Source organism: Sphingobium baderi (assembly GCF_001456115.1).
Classification (GTDB): Bacteria; Pseudomonadota; Alphaproteobacteria; order Sphingomonadales; family Sphingomonadaceae; genus Sphingobium; species Sphingobium baderi_A.
In genome coordinates, this window is record NZ_CP013264.1 from 581150 (window position 1) to 596516 (window position 15367).

The window sequence follows — 15367 nt, forward strand, 5'->3', positions numbered from 1 at the left end:
TCAGGCCGCGGGCCGGACAAGGACGATCGCATCGATCTCGACCGCTGAATTGAGCGGCAGCACCGGCACGCCCACGGCGCTGCGCGCATGGCGGCCCGCATCGCCAAAGACATCGACCATCAGTTCCGACGCGCCATTGGCGACCTTGGGCTGGTCGCTGAAGTCCGGCGCGCTGCTGATAAAGACCCCCAACTTCACGATCCGTTCCACCCGGTCGAGGCTCCCCAGCGCCGCCTTCATCTGCGCCAGCAGATTGAGCCCGCAGGCCCGCGCCGCGCGGACGCCATAGTCGAGGTTGACGGTATCGCCGAGCCGCCCGGTCATGAGCTGCCCGTCGGCCAGCGCGATCTGCCCGGAAATATGCAGCAGGCCATTGACCTCGACAGCAGGCACATAGGCGGCGACCGGCGCGGCGGCCGGAGGCAGGACGATGCCCAGTTCGCTGAGGCGGGCTTCAATGCTCATCACTTGGCTCCATCGCTAAGGGGAATATCATGCGGGGCCGGGCCCTCGGCAAGGCGCGCGGCGATCCATGTTTCGGCCTGCGCCCAATCGTCGATCCGGGCGTGGGCCATATCGGCGGGCGGAATCTTGCCCTTCAGTTCCGGCTCGCCCACCATATGCAGCCGCCACACGCCCGGCGCATGTTCGGCGACCGAAGCGTGATGTTCGGCGATATCGTCGATGAACAGCGCCACGGAAGGATTGCGATCCGCGATGATGCGCGCCAGCGGCGGCCCCTTGGGACCATGGTTGCAAAAGACCGGAGCGTGAAGCCCGTGCCCCGCAAGCTGATCCACTCGCCCCTGCCGGTGCCGTTCGTCGATATTGGTGAGGACGACGATGTCGGCGACGGCGGACAGGCGGGCCAGGGCCTCCATCGCGCCGTCGATCGGCTTTTGCCGGCCCATTTCATCGTCGAAAAAGGCGGTCAGCATCGTCCAGACAACCTCCCGCGTCACCGGCTCGTCGCTTTCCTTGTGGCGCAGCGCGTCCGCGAATTTCAATCGGTCGAAATCGAAATGCAGGTCATGCGCCTCGTCCGCCCACTCCCGGAAAGGGACGAGCATGTGCAGCAGCACCTCATCGCAATCGGTGATGATGAGGGGACGAGTCATCGGCTGAGTTCCTCCTTCGCGGCGATCAGCGCCTCGGGTGTCGTTTCAACGGCCTGCGCGCAGGCGATCAGGTCCGGCTCATGATCGGCCAGAAAACCCAGCACCGCGCCCAGAACCCCCGGATCGCCGATCCCGGCGCGCAGGGCATCGGCGTCCAGCCCCGTCAGCGCCAGCAGCCGGTCGGCCCTCCGCTCATCCCCCACGGTCCAGGCGAGCGCCATCAGCGCCAGCGTGGCCGCATCCGCGCCATCCTTCCTGCTATTGTGGGTATCGGCTCGCATGACGGTTTCTCTACGCGCCTTTCAGGGCTATGACGTTTTTCATAAGGCCTTTTTTGAAAACGCGGGTGACTGGTGGCAAAGCGCGTGCTCGTTGTCGAGGACAACGAACTCAATCTCAAACTTTTTTGCGACCTGTTGCGCGCGCACGGGCATGAAGTGCTGCCCCTGCGCGACGGGCGCGACGTGCTGCGGCAGGCGCGGGATTTCCGGCCGGACCTGTGCATCATGGACATCCATCTGCCCCATGTCAGCGGCGTCGACCTCATCATCTCGCTAAAGGCGGATGAAGGATTGTCAGCCGTGCCGATCATGGCCGTCACCGCCTATGCCGGAAAGGGCGATGAGGACCGCATCCGCGCCGCTGGAGCGGAAGCCTATGTCTCCAAGCCCATTTCCGTGCTGCGCTTCGTGGAGCAGGTGAACGCGCTGCTGTAACCGGCCCATCCCGTCCGTCGCATAATTGTCATGGGACGGTCACGCCCCTGACCCTGTCCCGAAGCGTCCCTGTCATCCCTGTCTGCCACCCCGCCGCATCAAGGGACGCGGCGCTGGGCCGACGGCCTGGAACAACACAGGGGTATATCCATGTCTCATCTGACTGACGAGGCGCGCGCGCCTTATCGCGACGCGCAGCCGCGCATCACCGGCGGCGAAAACAGCCTGGAAACCATCGTCGCCGCCAATCCGGGCCGCCGCACCATCCTGAAGAACGGCCTTCTGGGCCTGTCGATCCTGCCGATGCTGGGCACGCTGGCCGCCTGCGATGATGACGACGACGATGCCGGCCCCACGCCGACCCCCACGCCCACGCCCACGCCGACCCCCACGCCCAGCTATGACGTGGCCTTCGCGCCGGTCGCGGCGAACATGGACGACACGGTCACCGTCCCCAATGGCTACACCGTCGACGTGCTGCTGAAGGCAGGCGATTCGATCGAAGCGGGCACGGCCTATTCGGGCAGCTATCCGACGCCAGCCGACGCTGAAAAATGGTGCGGCGGCAATCATGACGGCATGGAATATTTCGAACTGTCGGGCGTCGATCCCAACACGGGCGGCCTGCTGGCGCTCAATTTCGAGCTTCCCGACTATAATATCCTGATGTCCGGCGCCTACGACGCGGCGACCGCGAGCGCCGACCAGAAAAAGCTGGCGCTGTCCGCCGTCGGCATCGGCGTGGTCGAAATCGCCAAGGGATCGGACGGCAAATGGGCGGTCAAGGCCGATTCCCGCCATAACAAGCGTTATACCGGCAACAGCAGCTATCGCGCGGGCGGTCCGGCCGCAGGCCTGTTGTCGGGCACGATCAAGGGGATGCTCAACAACTGTTCCTCGGGCCGCACGCCCTGGAACACCTACCTCACCTGCGAGGAAACGACGGACAATTATCTCGATCCGACGCAGCCGGAGGAAAATTACGGCTGGGTGGTCGAAATCGACCCGTTCCAGGAACTCGCGCCGCCGACCAAGCGCACCGCGCTCGGCCGCTTCAACCACGAAAATGTCGCCCACATGACGAATGACGACCGCCGCGTCGCTTTCTACATGGGCGACGATTCGACGCCGGGCTGCATCTACAAGTTCGTGTGCGACCGCGCCTACAGCGCCGACAATCGCGGGGCGAACACCGGGATGCTGGACTATGGCACGCTCTATGTCGCGCGCTTCAACGCGGACGGCAGCGGCGAATGGCGCGAACTGACCCAGGGGCGCAACGGCCTGACGGTCGGCGCTTCCGATCCGGGCAATGTCAGCCAGAGCACCACGCCGCCCGCGCCCGCGCCGGTCGATTTCCGCAACCAGGCCGAAGTGCTGGTCAACTGCCAGAGCGCCGCGCGCGTGGCTGGCGGCACCGTCATGGATCGCCCGGAATGGATCACGGTCGCGCCCGACAACAGCGCCATCTTCGTGACGCTCACCAACAATAGCGGCCGTCAATCGACCGTTCCCGCCGATCCGCGCGTCCGCAACCTCCACGGCCATATCGTCAAGTTCAAGGAAGCCGGCGATTCGCCGCTGGCCACCGATTTCAGCTGGGAAATCTTCCTGCTGGCGGGCGATCCGGCGCTGGCGTCGGGCGGCGACAATCTGGTGGGCGACATCGAAGGCGACACCTTCTCCAGCCCTGACGGCATCCGCATCGACCCGCAGGGCCGCCTGTGGGTGCAGACCGACCATAGCATCCCCGGCAATTCCGGCGTCACCGGCAAGAGCATCGAGGATGTGTTCGGCCACAATGCGATGTTCTACATCGACCAGGACAGCAAGGAATCGAAGCGCTTCCTGGTTGGCCCGACCGGCTGCGAGATCACCGGCCTTGCCTATACGCCGGACCTCAAGACCTTCTTCGTCAACATCCAGCATCCGACCGGCGACTGGCCGGTATCGGGTCAGGAACCGCGATCATCCACCATCGTCGTGCGTCGCAGCGACGACAAGCCCGTCGGCGCCTGACGGCTCGGGGGGATGGCTTTGCCCGTCCCCCTTCCTTCTTATCGCGCAGCCAACAAGGAAAGGCCCGTTCCCTGATGGGACGGGCCTTTTCGTTCGGGGCGCAGGGCCCGGAACCTCAATCCTGCGACCGGGACGGCACTACGCCGTCCACCGGATCACTTGATCTTGGCTTCCTTGAATTCGACATGCTTCCGCACGACCGGATCATATTTGCGGAAGCTCAGCTTCTCGGTCTGGGTGCGCGGGTTCTTCTTGGTGACGTAGAAGAATCCGGTGTCAGCCGAGCTGACGAGGCGGATCTTGACAGTTGCTGGCTTGGCCATGGCCCTAAAGTCCTGTGAATCTCGTGAAAAAGAAAAGCGGCCCCATGGGACCGCCCCGTTTCAGTGGCGGCCCATGCGGCAGATTCGGCGGCCTGTCAAGGGAAAGACCGATGGCCGCCTTCACGAAACCGTTGCGCCCGACCCATTTTTCCGCGCGCCGCCGCTCGAAAATCCAGCCCGCGCTCCCCATGTGGGAAGCATGTCGATCCGCGACCATGCCGCTTTACGCGCCGTTAACCAGAACAGGCGCAGGATGATCTTCGGAGCGACAGGACAGGGGAGTCTTCTCCATGCGACATGATCCGATGCAAACCATACTTTCCGATCTGCTGGGGCGGGTCGACGGTCTGGCGGGGCAACGTGGCCACCTATCCGTGCCGCGCATTCACGATGAGGTGGATCATATCCGCCACATCGCCCGCGCCTTCCATATCGATACGGTGGAAGGGTTGGCCGCGACACTGGAATCGGCGCTGTCGCTGCATGGACTGGGGCCTGTGGTGCTGTCCTATCTCGATTTCCTGCGTGACGCGATTGCGGCGGAAATGCCGTCGCTTCCGCCGCATCTGACGGTCGCGCCCGCGTCCGCGTCGCCGCTGCGCGCCTGAACGAAGGGGTTCGACGCCGCCGATGGACGCCCTGCTGATCGCGCTGCTCGGCTGCCTGATCGGCGAGATCGGCGACAAGAGCCAGCTTCTGGCGCTGGCGCTCGCCACGCGCTTCAACCGCAATGGCGCCGTGATCGCAGGGATAGTCGTCGCGGCCATCGCCAATGCCGCCATTTCCGCGACCGCGGGCGCCTATATCGGCCCGATGCTGGGTTCCGATGCCCGGCTGCTGTTCCTTGCACTGTCGTTGCTGTTCCTCGGACTGGGGCTGTTCTGGCCGGTGAAGGCGCCCGATCCGCTCGACGGGTGGAAGATCGGCGCATTCCTCACCACTACGCTCGGCCTTTTCATCCTGGGCTTTGGCGACGGACCGCAATTCCTGATCCTGGGCCTTGCCACCCGCACCGCCGACCCGGCGCTCGCCGCCATCGGGGGGGCCATCGGAATCATCGCGGCCTGCGTCCCGGTCGTCCTGCTGCGCGATCTGCTTCTGGCCGCCCTGCCGATACGCGCCATCCGCCTGTGCGGCGGAGGGGTGCTTTTGCTGGCCGGCGCGATCACCGCCCTCTCCGCGCTGGCGCTGCTCTGATCGAATGTTTCCATCAGCGTGAATGATAATTTCAAAGCCCTTCCGGGGCACTTTTATGGCACCTTCGGCACGCTGGATCATTATAAGGGCGAAATCATTCGCCAACAGGAGAAACAGGCATGACTGCTTCCAACCTCAAAACCCCGACCGACCTCAAGAGCAACGCGACCAAGTCGGTGGCGGAGGCTTTGAACGGCGTGCTCGCGGACAGCTATGCGCTCTATTTCAAGACCAAGAATTTCCACTGGCATGTGTCCGGTCCGCATTTCCGCGACTATCACCTGATGTTCGACGATCAGGCGGCGCAGATCCTCGCCACCACGGACCTCATCGCGGAGCGCGTTCGCAAGACGGGCAACACCACGCTGCGGTCGATCGGCGATATTTCGCGCCACCAGACGCTCAAGGACAATGACGCCGATTTCGTCAATCCCACCGACATGCTGAAGGAACTGCGCGAGGATAATCTGAAGCTGGTCGAAGCGCTCCGCGCCGCCAAGGAAGCCGCCACGCAAGCGGGCGACAACGCCACCGAAGGCATTGTCGACGACTGGACCGACCAGGCCGAGGAACGCGCCTGGTTCCTGTTCGAGGCCAGCCGCAACGCCTGAACCGCGACCAATGGAAACGGAAATGCCCTCCGACTCGGTCGGGGGGCATTTTCTTTTGGCGGTGATAGCGTTTGCCAACCTGTATGCGGAATGGCGGGTTTAGGTGGGGAGCGGACTGTCTGCTATTCCCATCTCCGTTCGCCCTGAACGAAGGTGGGTTGTCCGCAAACGGTCGCTCCCCCCTTATTCCTCCCCAATCACCTCGACCTTCAAAATCCTGAGCGAACCAGCCTTGCCGCCGAAATCGACGCTTTCGCCCTTTTCCGCTTCCATCATCGCGCGGGCGAGCGGCGCGGAAAAGGCGATGCGTCCTTCCGCCGGCTCGGCCTCGTCGTCGCCGACGATCAGGACGGTCTTGTCCTGCTTGCCCTGCCGATAGGTGACGCGCGTGCCGAAGGCGACCGCATCGCCCTCCGCCGCCGGCTGCACCTGCGCGCTCGCCAGCCGGGTGCGCCAATAGCGCAGTTCGCGCTTGAGCTTCTTCGCATCCTCCTCGGCCATGCCCTCGGTGGAAACCGCTTCCAGCGCCTCCACCTTCTCCCGCGTCAGCCGCAGGCCTCGCGCCGTCACCCAATTGGGGCCGGCCGGAATGGGAATCTCGAAAGTCGGTTCCAGATGCTCCTCATCGCTTTCGCGGCGAAAGGCGACGCTCATGACACTCTCCTTTTCAGGGCCGTCCGCACCGGGAAATCCGGGTCCGGGCCTTTCCAGGGGAGAGAGCCGGACCTTGCCCGGCACAGCAGCCGGTTAATCTTCGTCGAACAGACCCGCGAGCTGTTCCACCATCGTCCCGCCAAGCTGTTCGGCGTCCATGATGGTGACGGCGCGGCGATAATAGCGCGTCACGTCATGGCCGATGCCGATGGCGACCAACTGCACCGGCGATCGGTTTTCGATCCATTCGATCACCTGCCGCAAATGCCGCTCCAAATAGGTGCCGCTATTGACCGACAGGGTGCTGTCATCGACCGGCGCGCCGTCGGAGATCACCATCAGGATGCGGCGTTCCTCATTCCGCGCGATCAGCCGGTTATGCGCCCAGAGCAGCGCCTCCCCGTCGATATTTTCCTTCAAAAGGCCCTCGCGCATCATCAGGCCCAGATTCTTGCGCGCCCGCCGCCACGGTTCGTCGGCCTTCTTGTAGACGATATGCCGCAGGTCGTTGAGACGTCCCGGCATTGGCGGACGCCCTGCCGCCAGCCAGTCCTCCCGGCTCTGCCCGCCCTTCCACGCGCGCGTGGTGAAGCCCAATATCTCCGTCTTGACGCCGCAGCGTTCCAGCGTGCGCGCCATGATGTCGGCGCTGATCGCCGCGATGCTGATCGGCCGCCCGCGCATGGAGCCGCTATTGTCGATCAGCAGCGTCACCACCGTATCACGGAATTCGGTGTCCCGCTCGATCTTGTAGGAAAGCGAGCGCGTGGGATCGATCACGATCCGCGCCAGCCGCGCCGCGTCGAGCAGCCCTTCCTCCTGATCGAAATCCCACGACCGCGACTGCTGCGCCATCAGCCGTCGTTGGAGGCGATTGGCGAGCTTCGTCACCGCGCCCTGCAAGCTCACCAACTGCTGGTCGAGGAAGCCGCGCAACCGCAGCAGTTCATCCTCATCGCACAGGTCTTCGGCCGTCACCACTTCGTCATGCAGCAGCGTATAGGCCTTGTAATCGAAGCCCGGCGGCAAGTCGCCCATCGGCCGGTTCGGACGCACGGGCATCATGCCCTCATCGCCCATCTCGTCCCCGCCATCCTCGCTGTCGGCGTCGAACTCCTCGCTATAGTCGGCGTCGCCGTCCTCGCTCTCGCCGCCCTGCTCCTCGGCCCGCGCCTGCGCGTTCATGTCGCTGTCACCGGCCTGATCCTCGCCGGAATCGCCTTCTTCCTGCTGCTCTTCCTCCTCGCCCTCCTGCTCGGACTCGTCCTCGTCCGTTTCGGGCGGCGTATCGGCATCGACAAGCTGGAGATGCTCCAGCATCGCGGCGGTCAGTTTCTGGAAAGCGCGCTGATCGTCGATGGCGAGCGACAGCGCATCCAGGTCGGCCCCTGCCTTGTCCTCGATCCACTGATCCACCTTGGCAAGGCCGTCAGTGACATCCCTGGGCACCGCCTGCCCCGTCAGCCGCTCGCGCACCTTGAGCGCCAGCGCGGTGGACAGCGGCACTTCGTCCGCCGAACGCGCCCGCCGGATCGGATCGGACTTCAGCCGCATGTCGAGCGCGTGGTTGAGGTTGTCGCGCACCCCCTCCATCGCCCGCGAACCGATGGCTTCCACTCGCGCCTGCTCGACCGCGTCATAGACCGCGCGCGCCACTGCGTCCGCCGGGGCCGACGCATTGTGCATCCGCGCATTATGATGCCGCAGCTTCAGCGCATTGGCGTCCGCGAAACCGCGCGCCAGCGCCACCTGATCGGCGGCCAGCGCGCGTCCGGGCGTCGGCACCTTGATCGCCTTGCCCGCCATATGCGGCGCGTCGGCGGTAAAGCCCACCTCCACCTCCGCATCGCGCGCAAGGGAGCGCGCCGCGCCGGACAGCACATCCTTGAAAGCGTCGAGGGCGGAACGCTCGGTCATCGGCCTTCCGGATCGCTCACGCGCGGCACGGCGATCGTCTCGATTTCCGTCCGCACCTCGCTCATCAGCTTGTGGACAGGACATTTGGCCGCCACCGCGATCAGCCTGCCATGCTGCTCGTCGGTCAGCGGCCCGCTGACGGCGATGCGGGTAGTGAGGTGATAGACGCCCTGCCGCTCCCGGCTATTGTCGCGCACGACGCCCACATGGATGCCTTCCACCGGGATGCCGTTGCGCTGGGCATACCAGAGCATCGTCATCGCCTTGCACGCGCCCAGCGCGGAATCGTAGAGGTCATGCGGATCGGGGCCTTCATCATGGCCATCCGGCGCGCTCATGTCCGCGATCAGTTCATGGCCGCGAATGCTGATGCGATGCGCGGTGCCATCGGGCGCAATCCGTTCAACGACGATCATGACCTATGCTCCTGCCGGCGGGACGTTCAGGCGGCCCGGTGCGCCACGCTTTCAGGCAAGTCCTTGCCAAACACGCGCTGATAATATTCCGCCACCAGCGGCCGTTCCGCCTCATCGCATTTGTTGAGGAAGGAGAGGCGGAAGGCGAAGCCCACATCCTTGAAGATCAGCGCATTCTGCGCCCAGCTGATGACGGTGCGCGGGGACATGACGGTCGAAATGTCTCCGTTGATGAAGCCCTGACGGGTGAGTTCCGCCACCTTGATCATGCTCTCGACTTCCTTGCGGCCGCCTTCATGGTCATATTCGCCCGACTTGGCGAGCACCACCTGCGCTTCGGTCGCGGCGGGCAGGTAATTGAGCGCGACCACGACGTTCCAGCGATCCATCTGTCCCTGATTGATCTGCTGCGTGCCGTGATAAAGGCCGGTCGTGTCGCCCAGGCCGACCGTATTGGCGGTCGCGAACAGGCGGAACCAGGGGTTCGGGCGGATGACCCGGTTCTGGTCCAGCAGCGTCATCTTGCCGTCGGTTTCCAGCACGCGCTGGATCACGAACATCACGTCCGGGCGGCCCGCATCATATTCGTCGAACACCAGCGCGACCGGCCGCTGCAGCGCCCAGGGGAGCAATCCTTCGCGAAACTCCGTCACCTGCTGCCCGTCCTTGAGCACGATGGCGTCGCGGCCCACCAGGTCGATGCGGCTGATATGCGCGTCCAGGTTGATGCGGATGCATGGCCAGTTGAGCCGCGCGGCCACCTGCTCGATATGGCTCGACTTGCCGGTGCCGTGATAGCCCTGCACCATCACGCGGCGGTTGAACGCGAAGCCCGCCAGGATCGCCAGCGTCGTGTCCGGATCGAACACATAAGCGGGGTCAAGGTCCGGCACGCGCTCGTCAGCCTGCGAAAAGGCCGGGATCTTCATGTCGACATCGACGCCGAAGACGTCGCGCGCATCCACTTCCCGATCGGGCGCTTCCATCAGCGTCTCGTCGCGGGTGTCGGGCTGGACGTTGGAAATGTCGGTCATCTTCATGTCTCTTCGGTCAAACGAGTCTGCCAAGCCCTAGACCATAGGCCAAGCGCATGTCGAGGGAGGCTAGGGAATAAGCTGTCTACAGAGGGCGGCTTGCGATGGAACAGGGCCGGACCGATGCAATTGGCTTTGCCGGGCGGCTCTGGCGCCTCATGCAAAGGCCGGTGCTTTCCGGAGCAGGCCATAGGCTTCGATCACGGACTGCAAGGCGCTCTCATGACTGCGATCGCCGCCATTATGGTCGGGATGATAGCGCCGCACCAGCTCGGTATAGCGCGCCCGCAACGCCTTGCGATCCGCATCGACGGGCAGGCCCATGACCTCCAGCGCCCGCCGGTCCTCCTTCGACAGGAACCTGCCGTCGGCCCGCGCCGCATTGGCCCGCTCCGCCTGCGCCCTGCGCTCGCGAAACTTCGCGCCGATGGCGTCCAGCGGGTCGGCGAAATCGGCCCAGCGCGGCGGCGGGCTGGCGGCGTTGGAGGAAAAGGCCCGCGTCTCCCGTTCCCACCCCGCATGGGGGCGCTGGGCGGCGGCGATCTCGTCCGCGCTCATGCCGGTGAAGAAATTATAGCCCTGATTGAACTGCCGCACATGCTCCAGGCACAACCAGCGCCAGCGCGGCCCTTCATGGCCGGACGCGCTTCCTTCCAGCGGCGGCGCGCGGAATTCCCCCGGCTCCTCGCATCCGTCGACCGCGCAGGGGCGGTTGCCTTCCACACGGCCATGGAAGCGGTTGAAACGGCGGGTCGAAAAGGGATCGCTAGCCAAGACTGTCCTGATGCAAGTTCACGCAAAGGGCCTATATAGGAAAAATGACTGACCAAGCCAAAGGCCCAGTGGCCACGGAAATCGAATCCCGCCTGCGCGCTGCCCTGTCGCCCGAACATCTCGCCGTCATCGACGACAGCGAAACGCATCGGGGCCATGCCGGGCATGACGGATCGGGCGAAAGCCATTTCACGGTGGAAGTGGTGTCGGACCGCTTCATCGGCCAGAACCGGGTGGCGCGCCAGCGGCTCGTCAACGCCGCGCTGGCCGACCTGCTGCGCGACAAGATTCACGCCCTGGCGATTCGGGCCAGGGCGCCGGGCGAATAGGGCAGTTAAGGGGAAGAATGGACCATGCGGGAAGACCTCATCATCCAAACGATCACGCCGACCAGCCATAATCTGGGCGATTTCCGCGTCCACCGCGCCCTTCCCGCGAAGGAGCGCACCATGGTCGGCCCATTCATCTTCTTCGATCAGGCAGGCCCGGCGCAGATCGGGCCGGGACAGGGCGTGGACGTGCGGCCCCATCCGCACATCAATCTCGCCACCGTCACCTACATGTATGAAGGCGCGTTCCTGCACCGCGATTCCCTCGGCACCGAGCAGCTGATCGAGCCGGGCGCGGTCAACCTGATGACGGCGGGCAGGGGCATCGTCCATTCGGAGCGCTCGCCGGACACGGATCGCGCCCGCGCCTCCAAGCTGTCGGCAATCCAGACATGGCTTGCGCTTCCCGACCGAAACGAGGAAATGGACCCCGCCTTCGAGCATGTGGCGGAAGACCGCCTGCCCCTCATCGACAGCGGCTCCGCCCGCGCCCGCGTCATCATGGGAACGCTCTGGGGCCAGAGCGCGCCGGTCACCACCTATGCCGACACCATCTACGCCGACATCCAGCTATCCCCCGGCGGCAGCGTGCCCATCGACCCGTCGGCGGACGAACGGGCGATCTATGTCTCCGGCGGCGACGCGGCGCTCGATGGCCTGTTGCTTCAGCCGCAGACGCTCTATGTGCTGCGCCCCGGCGTCAGCGCCACGTTGATGAGCGTCGATGGCGGCCGCGTCGTGCTGTGCGGCGGCGAGGCTTTCACCTCGCCACGCCATGTCTGGTGGAACTTCGTTTCCTCCACCACCGACCGCCTGATGCAGGCGCGCGAGGATTGGGAAGCGATGCGCTTTCCCCTGATCCCCGGCGACGATCAGGAATTTATCCCGATCCCGCAGGGCCGTCCCAAGACAGTCAGCTATCCGTAAAGATCGGGGCCCGGCCACATAAGGCGACGAAAAGGGACGGGCGATCCCGATCCCTTCTTGGTTCGTTCATCGCCCCTCGACCCGGCGGCCTACCAGCGCCGCCGCAGCTGGACGCCCGTGCGCCGCTGGCGCAATCGCCTGTCTCTCTCTTCGGCAGAGATAGCGGGGGTATCGGCGGGCAGTTGCGCCCTCAACCCGTCCAGCGGCACTTGTCTCAGGCTCGGTTCGGGACCGCTCGATGCCTCGGTCCAGCGCAGCATGATCGCGCCCTCGCTCCATCCGCCCGGATCGAGCCAGTTGGGGACACCCGGATCTTCCAGCGCGATCACCGCACGGAACCTGCCGTCGCTGTCGATCTCGGCCTGGCCGCCGTTCAGGCTCGACTGCCGGTTCATCCAGTCGGTCGTGTTCCACAGCAGGTCGCCAAGCTGCACATTCCAGTAGCGTACCCGTTCGGGCAGCTCCGTTTCCAGGATCAGCGCATGGCCCGGCTCGATTCGGAACAACCCCTGATAATAATGCTGCCCCGTTACGCCGCCCCGCCCCGCCCAATCGTCATGTTCGAAGCGATTCCACAGATTCTTGGCGGCCTGATCCTTGATGACGTTGATCCACAGCCCGGCATAGCGTTTGGGATAGCCCGCGAGCGCCGTCAGCCTCTGGGCAATTTCGGCGGCTGTCCGGCGGCGTGGCCTGATCGGCCTGTCGAGCCGTTCGATCGCGAAGCGGCCATCGCGGCCCTCCCCCCAATGATAGCTCGCCTGCCGCAGCGTGAGCGTACGGGCGCGCGGGTCGAGCGGGCGCCAGTTGCCGGTCCAGCCGTCGGGACGCTGCGCGCTCATCACCAGTTCGAACCGGCCATCCGTGCCGATGTCGAGCGAATCGATGTCGATCGTCCCGCATGACGGCCCCAGTTGGTCCATCACGCCCAAACCGCCCGCGGCGGTGTCCAACAGCACGAACAGGCCCTCGCCCCGCTCGCCGCTCAGCCGATAGACGCCCTCGCCGTCGATCGAGGCCGCGCTATAGATGAAGTCCGGATTGGTCATGCTGGCGTTGAGGACTGTGTTCACCGCCGGCACGAAGTCGGGCAGGTCCGGGTCGGCGAACGCCGTGAAGAACCCGCCCGAAAGCGCCAGGAAGAACAGCCGCAGAGCCTCCTGCGTCAACGCCGGATCGGCCGGGTCGCGCAGCAACGCGAGCAGGTCGCTCGCGTCCTCCATCCCGGCAAGATAATCCGCCCAGCCCGGCAGGGTCACGTCTACCGTCATCAGATATAATCCCGATAAGCTTCGATATAATCGGCATAGACATCGCTAACCTGCGCCTGGGTCAAGCCATAATCGTCAAGGGCATAGACATGCTTGCCGTGCTTGCCCGCGGGATTGTCGGCGAGCCAGCCGCGAATGCCCTTCTCGGTCGCGGGCGTGAAGTCGATGCCCGCAAAAGCATAGACGCCCCTCACCGCTTCCACCGGATCGGCGGCCAGATCCTTGTAACGCATGTCGTGAATGGCCACGCCGGGGTTCGCCTTGCGATAGGCCATCATCCGCACCTGACCATCATGCCACAGATGCAGCAGCTCCTGACCGAGCGCGATCCGGTCCTGCTCGACCATCGCCGTGCTCCGCAGCACTTCGATCAGGCGGCAGATGGAGGCCTGGACGGTCACGGGGTCGCGGTGCGGCTGGACCAGCATCGCATCGGGATAGACCGAGAAAAGCTCCGGCAGATGATAGGCATGCTCCTGCACCTTCAGCACCCACCGTTTGCGCGGATTGCGCCAGGCCAGCTGCTGAAGGAACATCTTGTGCACCTTGTAGGCAAAGCTTGTATCGGCCTTCAGATACCAAGGATAATAGGCCGGAATCCGGAACATCGTCAGCGGATTGATGCTCTGGAAGGAGGTTTCCAATATCATGCCGCATTCCTGCGGAATCCAGGCGCCGATCGGATGCGCCTTGAGCATGTCGGCCCATTTGCCGGTGAATGTCGCCGCCACATAGTCGTCGAAGGCCTGCGCGCGGGGATCGCTTTCATAGGTCGCGGCCTCGGGCGGCGGCGATGGCTGCGCGACTTCCCACGACATCGGCGTCCGCACGTCGGGATCGGAACCGATCAGCGCGTGCAGCAGGCTGGTGCCGCAACGCGGCAGGCCCAGGATGAAGACGGGCCGTTCGATCTGCACCTCCGCGATTTCGGGATAGCGGCGGCGGTCGGCATCAACCGCCGCGAGTCGGCGCAGATTATCCTGGAACAACGCCAGCGCCTGCTGCCGTCCTTCCGCGCTCAACCCCTGCTCCGCAGATAAGGCCGCCAGCATCGCCTCGACCCCCGGCCGCACGCCAGCGCGAATCTCTTCGGACAGATCATATTGATCGATCATCGAATCGGCGGAAATTTCAGCAACAGACAGTCCAGACATGCCCACTCTCCCTTTTTCCCGATTGTGGATCGCCTTTCGCCCGCCTTTACCCCTCTTCGGGCAGGTGAGCCGCTTTCGCGCAGAAGGCCTGCTGCGCGAAAGAAAGAACAGGAGGATGTGCATGGCTCTCGATCTTCAGACGCTTTTCGGACTGGGCGGGCGCGTGGCGCTGGTCACGGGCGCGGCGCAGGGCATGGGGGAAAGGGTCGCGCATTATCTTTCCGGCGTGGGCGCGGCGGTCGCCCTTGCGGACGTCCAGAGCAGCGTCGATAGCGTGGCCGACACTCTGCGCGAGAGCGGCGCGAGCGCGCGCAGCTATATCGTCGACATGGCCGATGACGAAGCCGTGACCGACCTTGTCCACAAGGTGCGCGCCGATTTCGGCCGGATCGACATCGTGGTGAACTGCGCCGGATTGCAGGACCGCAATTTCATCGAGGACACCAGCACCGCTTTCTGGGACCGCATGATCGACGTCAATCTGCGCGGACCGTTCGTCGCCAGCCGCGAAGCGGTGAAGATCATGCGCGCCGACGGCACGAAAGGCCGGATCATCAATATCGCGTCGAACAGCGCATTCCACGCCACCGCGCCCAGCCTGCTTGCCTATTCCACATCCAAGGCCGGCGTCGCCGGGCTGACCCGCGCGACCGCCATGGAAGTCGTCAAGGACGGCATCACCGTCAACGCGGTCTGCCCCGGCAACACCGCCACGCCCGGCCAGATGACGTCCACCGGCCCCGCCTTTCCGCCCGAACAGATCGCCGCCTTCATGCCGCCGATCGGCCGGGCGGGGACGCCGGACGATATCGCCGGCGCGGTCCTCTACCTCGCTTCCGACGCGGCCGGCTTCATCACCGGCCAAACGCTGGTGATCGACGGCGGGCAGATCACCTGCTGATCCGGG

19 protein-coding genes are annotated in these 15367 nt (G+C 64.8%); 8 read left to right on the forward strand and 11 right to left on the reverse strand.

The genetic code is table 11. From position 1 onward, the window contains the following. From ATN00_RS03010 to ATN00_RS03020, 3 genes are read right to left on the reverse strand one after another with little or no spacing between them, the layout of a single operon-like run. A complete protein-coding gene (locus tag ATN00_RS03010; protein ID WP_062061952.1) occupies positions 1-465 on the reverse strand; it encodes a RidA family protein in 465 nt (154 codons plus the stop codon). Continuing rightward, a complete protein-coding gene (locus tag ATN00_RS03015; RefSeq protein WP_062061955.1) occupies positions 465-1118 on the reverse strand; it encodes an HAD family hydrolase in 654 nt (217 codons plus the stop codon). The genes ATN00_RS03010 and ATN00_RS03015 overlap by 1 nt, the downstream gene beginning before the upstream one ends. Beyond that, complete coding sequence (locus ATN00_RS03020; RefSeq protein WP_062061958.1) at positions 1115-1399, reverse strand: DUF3572 domain-containing protein; 285 nt, start codon at positions 1397-1399, stop codon at positions 1115-1117. The genes ATN00_RS03015 and ATN00_RS03020 overlap by 4 nt, the downstream gene beginning before the upstream one ends. Positions 1400-1471: 72 nt before the next feature. Between ATN00_RS03020 and ATN00_RS03025 the strand changes: the two genes are divergently transcribed. Beyond that, on the forward strand, positions 1472-1834 hold the full coding sequence (locus ATN00_RS03025) for a response regulator (protein WP_197413658.1): 363 nt from the start codon (positions 1472-1474) through the stop codon (positions 1832-1834). A 150-nt stretch (positions 1835-1984) separates the two neighbouring features. Continuing rightward, positions 1985-3853, forward strand: coding sequence for a PhoX family protein (locus tag ATN00_RS03030; protein ID WP_062061961.1), 1869 nt, complete (start codon positions 1985-1987; stop codon positions 3851-3853). A gap of 155 nt (positions 3854-4008) precedes the next feature. Here ATN00_RS03030 and rpmG read toward each other — a convergent pair whose 3' ends face one another. Next, positions 4009-4176: a 50S ribosomal protein L33 gene (gene rpmG, locus ATN00_RS03035; protein WP_062061963.1), complete on the reverse strand. Its 168-nt coding sequence runs from the start codon at positions 4174-4176 to the stop codon at positions 4009-4011. Positions 4177-4466: 290 nt separating this feature from the next. On the opposite strand from rpmG, the gene ATN00_RS03045 reads away from it, so the two are divergent. The 3 genes from ATN00_RS03045 to ATN00_RS03055 all read left to right on the forward strand — a co-directional run bounded on the left by ATN00_RS03045 (position 4467) and on the right by ATN00_RS03055 (position 5984). After that, complete coding sequence (locus ATN00_RS03045) at positions 4467-4784, forward strand: hypothetical protein (protein WP_062061967.1); 318 nt, start codon at positions 4467-4469, stop codon at positions 4782-4784. 22 nt (positions 4785-4806) lie between these two features. Further along, complete coding sequence (locus ATN00_RS03050) at positions 4807-5373, forward strand: TMEM165/GDT1 family protein (protein WP_062061970.1); 567 nt, start codon at positions 4807-4809, stop codon at positions 5371-5373. A gap of 119 nt (positions 5374-5492) precedes the next feature. Then, positions 5493-5984, forward strand: coding sequence for a Dps family protein (locus ATN00_RS03055; RefSeq protein ID WP_062061973.1), 492 nt, complete (start codon positions 5493-5495; stop codon positions 5982-5984). A 183-nt stretch (positions 5985-6167) separates the two neighbouring features. Here ATN00_RS03055 and ATN00_RS03060 read toward each other — a convergent pair whose 3' ends face one another. The 5 genes from ATN00_RS03060 to ATN00_RS03080 form a co-directional block, all read right to left on the reverse strand. Next, positions 6168-6638: a GreA/GreB family elongation factor gene (locus tag ATN00_RS03060; protein WP_062061976.1), complete on the reverse strand. Its 471-nt coding sequence runs from the start codon at positions 6636-6638 to the stop codon at positions 6168-6170. A gap of 93 nt (positions 6639-6731) precedes the next feature. After that, complete coding sequence (gene cobT / locus ATN00_RS03065; RefSeq protein ID WP_062061979.1) at positions 6732-8555, reverse strand: cobaltochelatase subunit CobT; 1824 nt, start codon at positions 8553-8555, stop codon at positions 6732-6734. Further along, the gene (locus ATN00_RS03070) at positions 8552-8971 is read right to left on the reverse strand and encodes an OsmC family protein (RefSeq protein WP_062061983.1); all 420 of its coding nucleotides are present in this window, start codon (positions 8969-8971) and stop codon (positions 8552-8554) included. Before ATN00_RS03070 ends, cobT begins: the two co-directional genes overlap by 4 nt. Positions 8972-8997: 26 nt before the next feature. Then, positions 8998-10005 carry a cobaltochelatase subunit CobS gene (cobS, locus tag ATN00_RS03075; protein WP_062068335.1) on the reverse strand — a complete coding sequence of 336 codons (1008 nt, stop codon included), beginning with the start codon at positions 10003-10005 and terminating at the stop codon, positions 8998-9000. Between the two features lie 156 nt (positions 10006-10161). Further along, positions 10162-10779 carry a J domain-containing protein gene (locus ATN00_RS03080; protein WP_062061985.1) on the reverse strand — a complete coding sequence of 206 codons (618 nt, stop codon included), beginning with the start codon at positions 10777-10779 and terminating at the stop codon, positions 10162-10164. A gap of 44 nt (positions 10780-10823) precedes the next feature. On the opposite strand from ATN00_RS03080, the gene ATN00_RS03085 reads away from it, so the two are divergent. Both ATN00_RS03085 and ATN00_RS03090 read left to right on the forward strand, forming a co-directional pair. Then, a complete protein-coding gene (locus ATN00_RS03085) occupies positions 10824-11108 on the forward strand; it encodes a BolA family protein (protein WP_062061988.1) in 285 nt (94 codons plus the stop codon). Positions 11109-11132: 24 nt separating this feature from the next. Next, a complete protein-coding gene (locus ATN00_RS03090; protein WP_062061990.1) occupies positions 11133-12035 on the forward strand; it encodes a pirin family protein in 903 nt (300 codons plus the stop codon). Positions 12036-12124: 89 nt separating this feature from the next. Here the strand turns inward: ATN00_RS03090 and ATN00_RS03095 are convergent, their stop codons facing one another. Further along, positions 12125-13306 carry a hypothetical protein gene (locus ATN00_RS03095; protein WP_231746371.1) on the reverse strand — a complete coding sequence of 394 codons (1182 nt, stop codon included), beginning with the start codon at positions 13304-13306 and terminating at the stop codon, positions 12125-12127. Beyond that, positions 13306-14460, reverse strand: coding sequence for a sulfotransferase family protein (locus tag ATN00_RS03100; protein WP_062061993.1), 1155 nt, complete (start codon positions 14458-14460; stop codon positions 13306-13308). Before ATN00_RS03100 ends, ATN00_RS03095 begins: the two co-directional genes overlap by 1 nt. A gap of 121 nt (positions 14461-14581) precedes the next feature. Here ATN00_RS03100 and ATN00_RS03105 point away from each other — a divergent pair, with 121 nt between their 5' ends. After that, positions 14582-15361, forward strand: a complete 780-nt coding sequence (locus ATN00_RS03105) for an SDR family NAD(P)-dependent oxidoreductase (RefSeq protein ID WP_062061996.1) — start codon at positions 14582-14584, stop codon at positions 15359-15361. Positions 15362-15367: the final 6 nt, after the last annotated feature.